Raw genomic sequence first — 14615 nt, 5'->3', positions numbered from 1 at the left:
GAGGTTTGGAAATGGCTCAAGGCCAAAGCCGATGGCAGACGTACCTGGATGAGCGGATCCGCTTCTTTGTACTGCGCGATTTTTTCAAGAAGCAGCTCTACAAACGACTGCCCCCGCACACCGGCCTGCTTCACGTCTTTGGCAGCCTCGCCCTGCTGCTGTTCATCAATCAATTCGTGACCGGGATTCTCCTCTTGTTGTACTACCGACCAACGCTCAAAGAAGCGCACGAGTCGATTCAGTATATTTCCGGCGACGTGGCATTTGGCTGGCTTATTCGCCAGCTTCACGCCTGGGGTGCGACGCTGATGATGGCGGCGGTGCTGTTCCACATGTGTCGCACCTACTTCATGGCGTCGTTCAAAAAACCGCGGGAAGTGACCTGGATCCTTGGCGTCGTCATCTTTCTGGTGACGATGCTCTTCGGATTCACGGGCTATCTCCTCCCCTGGAACCAGCTTTCCTACTGGGCGACGACGGTGGGGACGGAGGTCGTGGGCGCGGTCCCCTATGTCGGCGAGCAACTGCGCGAGGTGCTGCTGGGGGCCCCCAATGTCGGGCAGGAGACGCTGTCGCGGTTTTTCCTTATCCATGTCACGCTGCTGCCGTGGCTCCTGGTCATCCTGATTACGCTGCATCTGGTGCTGATGCGAGTTCACAACCTTGCAACTCTGGAAGACGTCGGGCAGGAGAAGCCCTACCCACCCGAGAGCGGCATCCCCTTCTGGCCGGTCCACATGGCCAAGGAAGCGTCTGTGGCGATGGGCTGTTTCGTTGTCCTACTGACGCTGTCGGTCCTTTCGCCGTGGGAGATCGGCGAACCGGCCGATCCGCTGGAGACGCCCGAGGGCATTAAGCCAGAATGGTACTTCTTGCCCACTTATCAACTGCTAAAATACTTCTCGGGGCCCATGGGAAAGATCGTCGGGATCATGATCTCCGGCGTGCCGTTTATGCTCCTTTTCCTATGGCCCTTCATCGAACGAAGCCCCGGGCGGCACCCGCGGCGACGCCGCTGGGCGATGCGGTTGGGGTATTTTGCCGTTTTCCTCGCGTTATTCTTTGGGTTGCTCGGGTATGTTTCGGAAACCACGTGGGAAGTGGCGAGCTGGAAGGTCGAGTTCGACATGTACGGCGCCCCCCATGTGATGCGGGCCTGGGAGCACCACTAAAGAGGATCTATGAAGCGAAAATTCGGGTTTGGAGGGTGGCACGGTCTGACCGCGAAGCGGGCAGGCCGTGTGGGACATGCGCACCACAGCCTCGCTGCTGCGAGACCGTGCCACCCGATCCCGCGGGCCAGCACCTACGTCGTATTGGGAGTCGTCGCATTGTTTGGTGTCGGCGGTCTCAACTGCCCTCCCGACCCGGGCGAACCTCCCATCTACAACAATACGTCCGACCCAACGAATAACGGGGCGACGTACCTGACCTCGACAGCCTGCAGCGCCTGTCATCCCGACTACGCGGCCATTCACAACCTCCATGCCCACGCGCACAAGCTGACGCCGGTCACGGATGGTTCGCCGAGTTTTCCTGCTGAAGCAACGACGGCCGGCGTGCCCAATCCGCCGAACGGTTTCGCCTGGTCGGACATTGCCTACCTGATCGGCGGCTACGCCAAGAGGGCGCTGTTTGTCGATCGGGATGGCTACATCTTGACCACCGGCCTGACCGGCCAGGCGACGCAGTGGAACCTCACATTTCCGCCGAACGGCACGACGGCGAGCTTTGGCATCTATGATCCCGGAGCGGTCGCCCCCAAGCCGTACGACTTCGAAGCATTTCGCCACGATACGACCGGTCCGGTGCCGCAGGACCCGGCCCAGCCGATGTTCCAGGACAACCGGCCGGGGATCCTGGGGACGTGGAGCGAGCCGGGGGTGATGTGCGAGTCGTGCCATGGGCCCGGGTCGAAGCACATTCCCAATCCGGGGGCGAGGAATATTTTCGTCGATCTGACGGGGGCGCAGACGTGCAATCAATGTCATAGTCGGCCATACGGTTCGACGACGGGCGAGATTCCGGGGGCGGGCGGGTTCATTCAGGACCTCTGCCAGAATCTCGAACTGCGCGCCAGCGGAGGCCATTCTTCGTTCGACTGCGCGTTCTGCCATGATCCGCACTATTCGCTGACGTATGACCGGCCCAACGCGATCCGCAACGAATGCACGGCGTGCCACACCGATGCGAACATGGCCCTGCACAGCGGCAAGGTCTTCCGCCGCGGGGATTACGAGGAGCCGCTGACGTGCATGAGCTGCCACATGCCGTTCGCCACGCTCACTGGCTCGCAGGCCACTCCGGCGGTCGTCGGAACGCGGGGCCGCATGGGCGACACGCGGACGCACATCTTCCGTATCAGCACCGACTCGATCGACTACAACTCTTTCTTCACGGCCGGCGGGACGAAGGTGGCCCTCGACGCCGAAGGCCGCGCCGCCGTCACGGTCGATTTCGTCTGCCTGCGCTGTCACAACGAAGTGACCACACCCACGCTGGCCTTCACGGTCGAGCGCGCCGCGGAGATCGCCAAGGGGCTGCATCTGCCGTTCGGGAACTGAGGGGGTTGGAAGATCAGAGTGAGCAGCGCAGAAAAAAAACGAAATCTGAATCTGCCTGAATTTTCTTGAATCGGCGGCGTTTTCGGGGCCGAAAACGGGGGTGAGGTTGAATCGGTTCAAGTGACCTTCAAGTTGGAAAGCTGAATCCGCCCACTCCGCTACGACGAAGTCCTGCGGACGCGGCAGGTGAACTCCTGGCGCAGATGGGGACCGAATCAGCCGAGTCACTGAGGCGGAGGAGCCGTTGTTGTCGTGCGTTTTCTGAGGCGTGGCCATCGGTTCGAGCCTCCCGACGATCGTTTTGCCCGAAAGATAATGAAAGAAAGCGAAAAAACGGAGCCGCCGACGGGCAATTGACTCTTGGGCGCGGAATCTCCATTCTCACGAGCCGTTAGCGGTGAGCCATAAGTTGTGAGCTCAAGAAAGTCGACGGCTTCGCCGCTTCTTTTGTTCCTTGCCCTGTATACTTGCCCACCGTTCCCTGAAAAATGGAGCCAAGGAGTGTCGTGAAAGCTCAGGGGCGCAGGAGGAAGAGGGGAAAGTGTGAGGGAATAAGGGGGCGTCGCCGGGAATGTTCCGAGAATAAATTCTAAATTTGCATTGACTTGGGGGTATTATGAGTAACAACGAAGGAGCACGGGCAAAGGAGGCTCGAGCGATCAAATAGCGGCCAAAAGCCACAAGCCACAAGCCCGCCGAGGGGGACCACAACTCCTATGATTGGTTGTGAAGGGAATAGATCGTGCGAAACGGATTTCTACAAGTTCTGATTGCCGCTTGGTTTGCCGTCGGGGCGGGGCAAGCCTCGGCGGATATCGTGTTTGAGCAGGTGCCAAATCAACGAGGAGGGTTTATCTCGGATACGGACGCCCTATATTTCGGGCAAGAGCATTATTGGGAGCGGATGGCGGATGATTTCCAACTGGGAGATGCGGCGCAACTGACCAGCGTAGTCTTTTGGGGGTTCTTTTACGACAGCTATTACGCGCCAGGCAACGAAAGCATACAACTGCGTTTTCTTGGTGCGAGGAAAAGCGACGAGCTGCCTGATGAGAATGCTGTGCTGTACAGCGAGACGTTTCAGAATCCATCGCGCCAAACCACAGGCGAGATCGTCTTAGCCGGGCCTGGCCCGCCGGAGTACAAATATACGATCGATCTCGCAGCGCCGTTTTCGGTTTCGGCGAACACGAAATACTGGCTCGAGGTCGTGCAACTCGGCGATCCGGAGAGCGATTTTGCGTGGGAGTCGGCGCGCCTTTTCTCGCCGGGACAACGGGTCGCGTTTAATAATCAACTTCAGCCCAATTGGGCCTATAGCAACGGTTCAAACCTTGCCTTTCAGTTAGTTATTCCCGAGCCAAATGGAATCGGGATTATTGCGTTCAGTCTGTTGTTTCATCGACGGCGTGGTCGGCACGGAGCTCGTGCGCGGTCGGGCTGATTAGCCGTCGTCAACTTGAAGTCATCTTACAAACAGCCGTCTCGGGCAGACCGAGGAAGGTGCGCGCACACGGAGAGACGCCATGACCAAGTGTAGGAAGTCGATCTGGATGGCGATGACAACAACAGCATTCTCGTTGGCCATGCTTGTTCAATTCCCATTTGACGCTCTCGGCGAAGAAGTGGCCAATTGCACGACGCCGAGTCTTCCGGGGCAAATCTCGCCCGAGACCTATCCCGTGCCCGACACTGAGTTGGTCATCATCGAAGGCCAACTGATAACTAGGGACATTCACCTATTAATGGTGCCACAATAATGGCACTTTTTCCTTAGGAGGGTGCTGCGCTTGTCGGGATCGGCCCTTACTTGGAATGGCAGTGAAGGCACAAGTCGGCGCTGGCGATGCGCAGCGCGGCGTGCGCGTCGGTCGGGGCGGTGGAGACTGCGCCGAGCGGTGAGTCCGGGGGGAAGAGACCGGGTTCGTGGGGGTTGTGGCAACTGTAGCAGGTGACGCGACCGTCCGCGAGCGGAAGGGCCTGGGCGGTCTGCCGGGCCGCCATGATGCGGCGGGTGAGATCGCTGGCGATGCGGTCCACGTGGCCCAGAGGCGACACGTCCCAATGGCGGGCGTGGCAAGTCATACAAAGGCTTGAACCCTCGGCGTGGAGCATGGCATCGCCGGTACGCCGACCGTCCGGTGAAGTAGCCGGCGTCTGGACGTGGCAAAAGCTGCACGACGAGGCGATGACCTGACCGGCGGCGTCGAGGTTTTTGTGCGGGCTGATCCGCCAGGCATCGCTCGCCTTATGGCACTGTACGCAGAGGCGCATCGGGTCCTCGGGATCGTGGACGCGAAGCATCGCAGCGTTGATCGCGGGACGGCGCGGCGCGGGGGTGCAATGCCGCTCAATGTCGTGGCAGGTGAGACAACCGAGACGGCCCTCGACCAGCGGCCAGTCTTTGGGCGGCGAGGTATGGGCCGTCGAGGCGAGTCGGGCGATCGGGTGAGCTTCGGCAAGTGCCTTTTTTCCGTCATGGCAGGAGAGACAGATCTGGTCGGTCGCGCCGCGCAGCACGCCTACCGCGCCGGCCTCCACGACATGACACTCGTTGCATCGCGACGCCGACCAATGGGGATTGATCGTGCCGCTTGCGAGCGCCAGCGCACTGACGGCGGGCGACGGCGCCTCCGCCGTCGTGGGGGGCGTCGCTTTCCAGGCATAAACGCGGATGCCGGGACGCAGGAGCTGTTCGGCGACGAGGACGTAGTAATCGGGTTCAAAGCCATCGGGTAAAGTGGGGTTTTTAATGGGACTGCGCTGCGCAATGCACAGGCCGCCGGGGACGCTGAGCGAACCGGACCCGTTGGACGGCTCGCCAAAGGCGAGGAGGGCCTGACCGTCGGCGTTGAAGGCGTGGACACGCTGCGTCGCCGCGTCGGTCACAAAGATCGTCCCGTCGGGCCCAACGGCGACATCCTTGGGTCGGCCGAATCGACCGACGACGTCGCCCGGGCCGCCGACGTTGCGGACGTGCTTTCCGGTCGCGTCGAGCACTTGCACGCGGGCGTTGAGCATGTCCACGACGAAGATGTTCCCATCCGGCGCCGCGGCCATACCCAGCGGCGCGCCGAATTCGCCGGCGCCACCGCCGCGCCGACCGATTGATCGGCGATGCTCGGCCGTCGCCGCATCGAAGACCTCGAGGCGATGCCCGAGGACGTTGCTTACCCAGATCTCGCCGGATCGCACGACGAGCCCCGCGGGCCGAAAATCCTTGGGCGGGAGTCGATAGGTCCGCACGAGCTTGCCCTGGGCGTCAAAGCGGGAGACCGCGCCGGCCTTAGCGTCCGCGACGAACAAGTCGCCGTTCGGCGCGAGTGCCGTCGCGACGGGTCGAAGCGGCCGGGGCGAGAGGTCCGCGATGGCCAGATCATCTTCGCCTTCTCGCCAGTGGACGACGGCGCCCATCGCGGAGTCGCAGACCCACAGACCGTCGCGATCAAGGGCGACGCTGATGGGCCGCACGAAGGCCAGCGGGGAATCGGGGGATTCGCCAAAGAGAAAGAGCGACCATTGCACCTGCGAATTGGTCGGAGGTGCGCCGCCGCGAAGGTTTCCCAGGGCCACGACATGCGGGTTTTGGGGAGCCGGGGGATAGACAGCCCGCTCCAGGGACTGATGCGTGCGCTCGACGCCACTGCGGCATGCACCGAAGGCCGCAGCCAGAATAAAGCAGGCGATTGCCGCGGCAATGATTCGGTTGAGGCGACCCGTCAACCACGAGACCAGCGACCCGGCAGTACCGTCTAGAGATGATGACAGGCGAGACATAGACGGCTGCCTTCGTTCGGACGAACCAACATGCCACGTATTCGATGAGTATTATGCGGATCGTGGCAGGAGATGCACTGCACGCGGCCGCCGGGAAGCTTGATGCGACTGTCCGAGGTGACCGCGGGCTCGGGATGGTACGTGGGGTCGGTCAGCGGATACTTGACGCCGATGGGGTGGCTGGTGAGGCTGCCGGTACCGATCCAGGAGGTGCCCAGCGGCGTAGGCGAGCGCGTGGCATGGGCGAAGCTGAAGACGTCGACGGCCATGACGCCGTCGTGGCAGCTCAGACACAGCAGGGTGCTGTCATCCAACTCGACGCCGCGGGCCTGGTAGGGTCGCACGGCGCCCAGGGACTGGGGGCGTTTGTCCAATAGCGGCGCGCGGCCCAGGGCAATATGCGGCGTATGGCAGGCTGAGCAGAGGTCGAGGGGCTCGCCGCCGGCCTGGCGGAAATCGTGGGCGCTGCCCACTAATCCGGCGGCCAACAGGTCTTGCATCTCGGAAACGCCCGCGAGCTTACTGGTGGAGCCATCCTCCGAACTCTCCGCGGCATCGTCCGGGTTTGTGGAAGGGTCTGAGCAAGAGACCGTCAGGGCGGCGCCAAAGACCCCAAAAAGCAACAAAAGCGCACGCAGTGGCCCGCGGCCTGTCGTCAACCGTGGAATGCTCAACATTGTCACGAATCGCCACTATAGCGTCGGCCGCCAAAGCTGTTAAGGGTGAACGAAAGTCGCCTCGCCGGTTTTTTTCGCTGGACGATTGGGTAGCGCGGAGATACCGTTGCCGAGTAGCTCGCCGCTAGTTCGCCGATAGCCTCTTGCTGGTTGCGCATGAGGATTCCAACCTATCTGCTCACGCTTGGGGTCCTTTGCGCTTGCCCGGCAAGGCGCGTTTATGCCGAAAGCGATTCCCCCCAATCTTCGTCGCCCCCTGCGACCGACGGGGCGACTTCGCCCACCCACAACTTCATGAGCCTGAATGAACTGACCGTAGAGTTGGGCTTCGAGGCCGACCTGCAAAAGCGGACGGTTCGGACGGACCGCTCGGGAGCCGGCCAACCACGCTTCGACCAGAAAAACAAGGAGTACCGTTTTGAGGAGACGCTCGGCCTGACCGCGAGCGGTCATTTCGTTGATGAAAAGGTCCTGCTGTACGACGCGATGATTCGTGGGGGCCTTTCGCAGGAGCGATTCACCGAGAGCGGACCGGGTCTGTCGTTTGATAAGACCCAGACTCCGCACGGCGATATCTTCGAATACGACTTTCGCCTGCAGGCCTTTCCCGCGGGGAAGGTCTCGTCGACATCGTACGCCTCGAAGCTCGATGACCGCGTGCCGCGGCCCTTCCTGCCGAGCCTGGACCGGACGCGCGAGCGTTACGGGACGGGCCTGTTCTACAACGATCCCAAGCTGCCGATGCGGCTGACGTACGATCATCTTTTCGACGAACTGTCCAGCGGGAATCGCTATCTGGAGGATAACGAAGAGCTGGGCGAGGACACGCTGCGCTACGAGGCGACGTGGCAGCCCACCGACGACCACGCCTTGAATCTCGAATACGAATACGAGCGCCGAAGCGATCGTTACAGCGGGACGGAAACTCGTTTCGACACGACGCGCAATTATTTTGCGCTCAACGACGCGATTCAGTTCGGCCAGGACAAGCGGAGCCGACTGGACACGATCGTGCGGATCGAAGAGGAACGCGGGGACCTGCCGCGGGACTCTTACGAGTTCGCGCCATTGCTGCGGCTGCAGCACACCGAGTCGCTGTTCACCACGTATCGTTTTCAGGCGCTCAAACAGAAGTACCTGGAGTTGGAAACCGACACGCGGCGGGGCGATTGGAGCATCACCCATCAGTTGGACAAGCTGCTGACGAGCACGCTGGGTTTTTACGGCCTGCAACAGGATTCCAACGACAACGCCGATTACTGCGAATGGGGAAGTCTGACCAATTTTTCCCTCAGCAAGGACAATCAATGGGGGAACTTCAGCGGTAATCTCTCCTACCTTCACTCGCAGTCCGATACGAGCGACGGTCGGCGCGGCGGCGTGGTCGTCGACGAGTCGGTCACCTTTCGGGATCCTCTGCCTTCCTACCTCGCGCAGCGCAACGTCCAGCGGTTCACGATCGCGGTCCGCGACCCCGCCGGTCTTCGATTCTTCCTCGAAGGCCGGGATTATCTCGTCGTACAAATCCGCGACACGACCGCGCTGCAACGCGTGCCGACGGGGTTCATCAATGATCGGCAGACCGTCATGGTCAGCTACTTGTACGAAGTCGCGGACAACTTCCATGTCGATCGCGATCGCATCGATCTGCGGTTGCAGCAGGACTTCAAATTCGGCCTGACCCCCTACTACGCCCTGAGCTGGCAGGACGAAAAGATCGATCCACAGCGCTATCTGACCTATGACGATCGCAACATCAACCGGCATCGCGTCGGGGCGATCTATCGCAAGCCGCGTTGGTCGATCGGGCCGGAATACGAGTTCAACGACGATTCCATCGATCCGTATCAGGCGCTTCACGTGAACGCCGATGTCACGCTGCTGCAGAATGAACGCCACCAGCTTACTGCCCGCGGGTCCAATTCTTACTTTCGGTTTGAAGGAACCGACGATCTTGAGGAACGATACACCACGCTTTTGGATCTGGGGCTGACGCACCGGTACATACTCGCGCCCCGGCTGGAAGTCTCCTCCACGGCCCTCTTTCGTTTTGAGAATGACTCGCTCTTCGGCGAGACGCAGGGCGTGGACCTGACCAGCGCCGTTTCTTATCGCATCGGGGACCTGACCGTCCTCATCGAGGCGGAATACGATATGCTCGACCTGCCGACGTCCACCGACAATTCGATGGGCCTGTGGTTGAAGGTGCGGCGGGAGATTCCCATTATCGGGAGGCCGCGGGGATGAGACGCTGCCTTGCAATCTTGCTGATGGGGGCGGCCGGATGTCAGCAGCCGCTGCAACCGGTTTTTGAAAACATCTGGCCGGCGGTGGAGTGGCCGGCCTCGCCGGATGTTCCGCGCATTCGCTACCTAGGGGCCCTCTCGGGAGAAGACAGCCTCAAGAAGCCAAAGCCGTTCTCGTTGAAGGCCCTGCTGGCAGGGCCGGAGCCGACGGTCGGATTCTCGACGCCGACGGCCGTTGCGGCGCGCGGTCAGCGGGTTTTTGTGGCCGATGGGCAAAGCCGTGTTGTTTATTCGCTGGATTTACAAACCCGGGACTTTCGTGCGATCGGCGCCGGCGGCGCGCAACCTCTTCAATGGCCCGCCGACCTGATGTTCGTCGGCGAAAACCTCGCGGTGGCCGACAGCCGCCTGGCGGTCGTCTTGTTCTTCACGATGGACGGGCAGTTTATCAAGTCCATCGGAGACGGCGTCCTCCAGCGGCCGGTTGCGTTGGCCTATCGGGATGCCACGCGCGAGCTTTGGGTCCTCGATGCGGCGCAGCACGCCTTGATCGCTTTCGATGAACAGGGCCGCGAGGTCCGCCGGGTCGGTCAGCGAGGAGATGAAACCGGCGCCTTCAATTTCCCTGCCGGTCTGGCCTGTAACGAACGGCTGGGGCTGGTCGTCGCGGATTCAATGAACTTTCGCGTGCAGATTCTCGACGGCGAAGGCCGACCGAAGGGCGCGTTCGGCCGCAAGGGCGACGCTGCGGGTGATTTCTCTCTGCCTCGCGACGTTGCCATCGACAGCGAAGGCCACTTGTATGTCCTCGACAACCAGTTTGAGAATATCCAGATCTTCGACGAGGCCGGGCGATTGCTCATGGCCTGGGGCGAGGAGGGTCGCGGGCCGGGACAGTTCTACCTGCCGGGAGGCATGTTCATCGACGAACAAGATCGAATATGGGTTGCCGACACTTACAACCGACGCGTGCAGGTGTTTCAATACCTTCGAGAAGCTCCCGAGGCGGCACCATGAAAAGCATTATCGCGATCGTTGTTTTGAGTTGCATCGCGGCGAACTCCGCCTTCGCCGACGAAAGTGTCATACTCTCGCCGCACAATCTCTCCGCCACCGGTCGCGGTACGATCCGGGCCCTGAACGAAGCAGAGGTATGCATCTTCTGCCACACGCCGCACAACGCCGATCCGCAGGCGCCGTTGTGGAACCGCTATAACCCGACCGCGTATTATCGTATTTACAACAGCAGCACGATGGATGCGAGGATCGATCAGCCCGGTGGGCCGAGCAAGATGTGCCTGTCCTGTCACGACGGGAGCATCGCCCTCGGCCTGGTGCTCAGCCGCCCGCCGACTGAGCCGATCGAGGTGAACCAGCCGTTCATGCCGACCGGCCCGAGCAATCTCACGAATGACTTGTCCGACGATCACCCCATCGGCTTTCGTTTCGACCGGCAACTCTCCAATCGCGATCACCAGCTCCGCTCGCCCGATCTGGCCAGCCAGCGGATCAAGTTGGGCCCGCGCGGCCAGTTGGAGTGCACGGCCTGTCACGATCCCCACAACAATGAATTGGGCGACTTCCTGCGGATTACGGACCGGCAGGGGGCGCTCTGCAACACGTGTCACCGCATGGACGGCTGGCAGGACAGCGCACACGCTTTATCGGGGGCCAGCGTTCCCGCCAGTGTCACGAACGGTGAGCAACTTCCGTTCGGGAACATGTTTGACGCGGCCTGTTCGGCCTGTCACGTCACCCACGGTGCACCGCAGCGCGAGCGACTTCTGCGCGATAACTCGTTTCACCTGTGCATGAATTGTCACCGCGGCTTCCCGGCACGCGATATGTCCAGTGTGCTCAATCAGCGCAGCGGCCATCGCACTAACCGCCTCTTCAACGTCCACGATCCGGCGGAGGACCCGCTCACGATGCGGCCGCACGTGGACTGCGCCGATTGCCACAATCCGCACGCCGTTCAGCACAATTTCCTCGCCTCGACGCCGCTGGGGACGCTCGACCGCGGAAACCTCGTGCCGCCGGGGATGCGGTTCGTCTCCGGGATCACCAGCAGCGGCGCGCCCACGGACCGCGCCACTTATTACTATGAAGTGTGTTTCAAATGCCATGCGGATCGGCCGGTCCCGGTCCCGCAGCGTATTATTCGCCAGCGGGATACGCTGGGGAATATCCGGCGGGAGTTCCAACCGACGGCGGCCTCCGCACACCCGGTACTTTTCTTCGGTCGGCGCGGCGACGAGGTGCCGAGCCTGGTTCCCGAGCTGCGTGTCGCCAGGATGCTCTCTTGCCAGGACTGCCACAACAATCCGGACGCGCGCGAACTGGGCGGCGTCGGACCGAACGGCCCGCACGGCTCACGTTTCGATTTCCTCCTCAAGGCGAATTATGAAACGGCGGATTTCACGATCGAGTCGACGCAGTCCTACGCGCTGTGTTACGAGTGCCACGACCGCACCTCGATCCTCAACGACGAGAGTTTCCCGTTACACCGCGTGCACATCGTCAACGGTCGCTCGCCCTGCAGCGCCTGCCATACGGCCCACGGCGTGAACGGCAGCCCCAGCCAGCACAGCAGCCTCATTAACTTCGATCTCACGATCGTCGGCGGTCAGCGTTCATTTAGAGATACGGGGCGTTTCAGCGGGAACTGCTCGCTGACGTGCCACGGGGTCAACCATGTGAATTTCACGTACGGCCCATGACGGTTCCCGCCGGGATTCCCAATCGGATTGTCTCGGGGACGATCACCCATGCCTGATATGATGAAAACCGAGGGTTTCATTTAGAAAAGGTACTACGCGAGTCGCTCCGCTTTACCTTCCGCAAAAAGCAGTTTCTTCACCGAAGATTCCGGTGGTTAAAGCTGCGATGCCGACCATTCGAAGCCGGTCAACTGCCTCGCGGCACCTTTGGTGAACGATATGTGGTTTTCGAATTCGGGGCGACTAGATTCGAACTAGCGACCTTCTGCACCCCATGCAGACGCTCTAGACCAGGCTGAGCTACGCCCCGGGGGGCATCTTTTCAGATGCGAGCAATATTACAGTTCGAGACCGCCGTAATGTCAAACGCACCGATCGCAATCCCGTTCCTTCCTGTCCTTCAATTTACCAGCCCTGCGTTGCGGACGCCGGCCGTTTTCGACGCTTACATTGACGGCAGCGGGCGCCATCGATACCCTGAATCTACTCCTGACTCGGGCAGCGTTCGATCGACGGCTCCGAAGCAGCGCGAGCTTACAGCGTGATAATTCTCGTCGGTACCATCTTCATCTTCTATCTGGGCGGCGTTTTGTATCTTTGCTTCCGGTGGGCCGCGGCCTGGCGGCTTCTGCGGCAGGAGGCGGCGCGGCCCACACTGGATGCCGAAGGCGCCGATTGGCCGACGATGGAGGTGGTCATCCCGGTCAAGGACGAAGAGGCGCACCTCGCCACGTGCGTGCGCTCCGTCCTGTCCCAGGATTACCCGAACCTGAGCGTCATCGTGGTCAACGATCGATCCACCGACCGAACCCCGGAAGTGATCGCCGAATTACAAGCGGAGTTTCCACGGCTTCGCCGGATGGATATCACGGAACTTCCCGGCGGGCTATACGGCAAGCCGCACGCCCTCTCCAGGGCGGGCACCGAGTTATCCGCGGAAATCGTGGTCTTCGTCGATAGCGATTTTGAGTTAGCGCCCCATTGTCTCAAGACGCTGGTCCACGATCTGCGGCGTCGCCGGCTCGATTGGCTCGCGGTCATGGGCAAGCCGCAGCTCCAAAAATTCTGGGAACGCCTGCTCGTCCCCATGCTGGGGGCCATCACGTACGCCTGGTACGACCCGCGCAAAATTGAGGACCCCAAGTGGGACAACGCCATTGGAAGTGGTTTTCTGGTGGTGCGACGAGAGGCCTATCAGGCCATCGGCGGTCACGGGGCGGTCGTTCGCGCTTATGACGAGGACAGTGAAATTATGCGCATCGCCAAGCGCGCGGGCCACGCAATTTCGTATGTCTTAGCGCCTGAGTTGTTTACGCTGCGGATGTACGGCACACTTCGGCGGACTGTCCATGGCATATCGCGTACCTTCGTCGGCGGACTCAAGACACTCCCGCGATTTCTCGCCACCATCAACGCGATCAACTTCGTATCGCTGCTACCGATCGGGATCCTTTTTCTCCTCGGCATCGCCGCCTGGAAGGGTTGGGCAATCCCGTGGGAGAGCGCCTGGCTGACCCTGGCCGTGCTCCACTTGATCGCCTCGACGGGGTTGGCGTACGTGATTTACGGCGGCGCGGGCGACTATCGGCGGTTCGCGTTTATCCACCCCCTCGCAGCGGCGATGCTCATCGGCATCTGCATCCGCGCGGCGCGGGAATTATCGCGTCGCGAACCCATTCAGTGGCGAGGCACGTCGTATTGAATGAGCGCGCTGCCCACAGGCTCGGCCGCGGCCTCCTCCCGCAGGGAGGTGCGCGATCGGTGCAACATTTGCGGCCGGAGATTTGACGCACAGACCTGTGAGCGCGTCCGCGTTCGCTGCAATGTCCGGAAGTTCGCCGGGGAGTATTTTCACCTGTGGCGGTGCGCCGGGTGCCGTTGTCTGCACGGTTGGGAAGTGATTGAGCTCGGCCCGTATTACGCGGGCTATGGCACCAAAGATCAGCGCCTCGACTTCTTTTCACGTTTGGCCTATGGGCGTCAACTTGCGCGACTCCGCGCCGCGGGGCTCCAACGGAACCATCGGATCCTGGATTACGGGTGCGGTTCCGGGAATCTGGTGTTGTATCTTCGCTCGCGCGGTTACTCCGGCGCGGAAGGTTACGATCCCTACGGGGACTCGGCCGGATGGGGAAATGCCGCGGTACTCAGGGCGGATTCCTTCGATTGCGTTTGTCTACAAGACGTCATCGAGCACGTGGAAGATGCCGGATCGCTCCTGAAAAAGCTGGCGGGACTTCTAACGAGCCAGGGCATTTTACTGGTCGGCACCCCCAGCGCCGACGAAATCGACCTAGGCAAGACTCACCGCCACTTGCACCAACTTCATGTGCCCTATCATCTGCACCTTTACACGCGGGCAGCGCTGGTGCAACTCGGCGCGGCGACAGGATTGACGGCCGAGCGGTCCTATCGCCGCTATTACATGGAGACGCCCTTTTTCGGAATGAACGAAGCGTTTTGCCGCGCTTACCTGGAGCGGCTCGATGACAACATCGACTCGCTTGTCGAGCCGCCCCGCATCGGTCGAATCCTGCGCTCGCCGACGCTGATTTTTCACGGGACGTTCGGTTATCTCTACAGCCCGCGACACTCCGTAACGATCGTCTTTCGCAAGGGTGCGGCATGAGG

At 61.3% G+C, this 14615-nt stretch carries 11 protein-coding genes and 1 tRNA gene; 9 read left to right on the top strand and 3 right to left on the bottom strand.

All coding sequences use genetic code 11. The features are described 5' to 3' along the window. The first annotated feature begins 11 nt into the window (after nucleotides 1-11). The 4 genes from VJZ71_03955 to VJZ71_03940 all read left to right on the top strand — a co-directional run bounded on the left by VJZ71_03955 (nucleotide 12) and on the right by VJZ71_03940 (nucleotide 4324). Nucleotides 12-1172 (top strand): cytochrome bc complex cytochrome b subunit, encoded by a 1161-nt coding sequence (locus VJZ71_03955; protein ID HKQ47208.1) that lies wholly within the window; start codon nucleotides 12-14, stop codon nucleotides 1170-1172. 9 nt (nucleotides 1173-1181) lie between these two features. Next, nucleotides 1182-2564: a hypothetical protein gene (locus VJZ71_03950; GenBank protein HKQ47207.1), complete on the top strand. Its 1383-nt coding sequence runs from the start codon at nucleotides 1182-1184 to the stop codon at nucleotides 2562-2564. 742 nt (nucleotides 2565-3306) lie between these two features. After that, the gene (locus VJZ71_03945; GenBank protein ID HKQ47206.1) at nucleotides 3307-4008 is read left to right on the top strand and encodes a hypothetical protein; all 702 of its coding nucleotides are present in this window, start codon (nucleotides 3307-3309) and stop codon (nucleotides 4006-4008) included. 82 nt (nucleotides 4009-4090) lie between these two features. After that, a complete protein-coding gene (locus VJZ71_03940; GenBank protein ID HKQ47205.1) occupies nucleotides 4091-4324 on the top strand; it encodes a hypothetical protein in 234 nt (77 codons plus the stop codon). A gap of 46 nt (nucleotides 4325-4370) precedes the next feature. Here the strand turns inward: VJZ71_03940 and VJZ71_03935 are convergent, their stop codons facing one another. Beyond that, nucleotides 4371-6341, bottom strand: coding sequence for a hypothetical protein (locus tag VJZ71_03935; protein ID HKQ47204.1), 1971 nt, complete (start codon nucleotides 6339-6341; stop codon nucleotides 4371-4373). Next, nucleotides 6317-7018, bottom strand: a complete 702-nt coding sequence (locus tag VJZ71_03930; protein ID HKQ47203.1) for a cytochrome c3 family protein — start codon at nucleotides 7016-7018, stop codon at nucleotides 6317-6319. Before VJZ71_03930 ends, VJZ71_03935 begins: the two co-directional genes overlap by 25 nt. Before the next feature lie 294 nt (nucleotides 7019-7312). On the opposite strand from VJZ71_03930, the gene VJZ71_03925 reads away from it, so the two are divergent. From VJZ71_03925 to VJZ71_03915, 3 genes are read left to right on the top strand one after another with little or no spacing between them, the layout of a single operon-like run. After that, the gene (locus tag VJZ71_03925) at nucleotides 7313-9265 is read left to right on the top strand and encodes a hypothetical protein (GenBank protein HKQ47202.1); all 1953 of its coding nucleotides are present in this window, start codon (nucleotides 7313-7315) and stop codon (nucleotides 9263-9265) included. After that, nucleotides 9262-10281, top strand: a complete 1020-nt coding sequence (locus tag VJZ71_03920; protein ID HKQ47201.1) for a 6-bladed beta-propeller — start codon at nucleotides 9262-9264, stop codon at nucleotides 10279-10281. The genes VJZ71_03925 and VJZ71_03920 overlap by 4 nt, the downstream gene beginning before the upstream one ends. Next, nucleotides 10278-11984 carry a cytochrome c3 family protein gene (locus tag VJZ71_03915; protein HKQ47200.1) on the top strand — a complete coding sequence of 569 codons (1707 nt, stop codon included), beginning with the start codon at nucleotides 10278-10280 and terminating at the stop codon, nucleotides 11982-11984. The genes VJZ71_03920 and VJZ71_03915 overlap by 4 nt, the downstream gene beginning before the upstream one ends. Before the next feature lie 234 nt (nucleotides 11985-12218). Here VJZ71_03915 and VJZ71_03910 read toward each other — a convergent pair. Beyond that, a tRNA-Pro gene (locus VJZ71_03910) sits at nucleotides 12219-12294 on the bottom strand. A 231-nt stretch (nucleotides 12295-12525) separates the two neighbouring features. On the opposite strand from VJZ71_03910, the gene VJZ71_03905 reads away from it, so the two are divergent. After that, nucleotides 12526-13686 carry a glycosyltransferase family 2 protein gene (locus VJZ71_03905; protein HKQ47199.1) on the top strand — a complete coding sequence of 387 codons (1161 nt, stop codon included), beginning with the start codon at nucleotides 12526-12528 and terminating at the stop codon, nucleotides 13684-13686. Beyond that, complete coding sequence (locus tag VJZ71_03900; protein ID HKQ47198.1) at nucleotides 13687-14613, top strand: class I SAM-dependent methyltransferase; 927 nt, start codon at nucleotides 13687-13689, stop codon at nucleotides 14611-14613. The last annotated feature ends 2 nt before the right edge of the window (nucleotides 14614-14615 follow it).

Source organism: Phycisphaerae bacterium (assembly GCA_035275405.1).
GTDB lineage: Bacteria > Planctomycetota > Phycisphaerae > UBA1845 > UTPLA1 > DATEMU01.
This window is presented reverse-complemented; position numbering and strand designations above follow the sequence as displayed.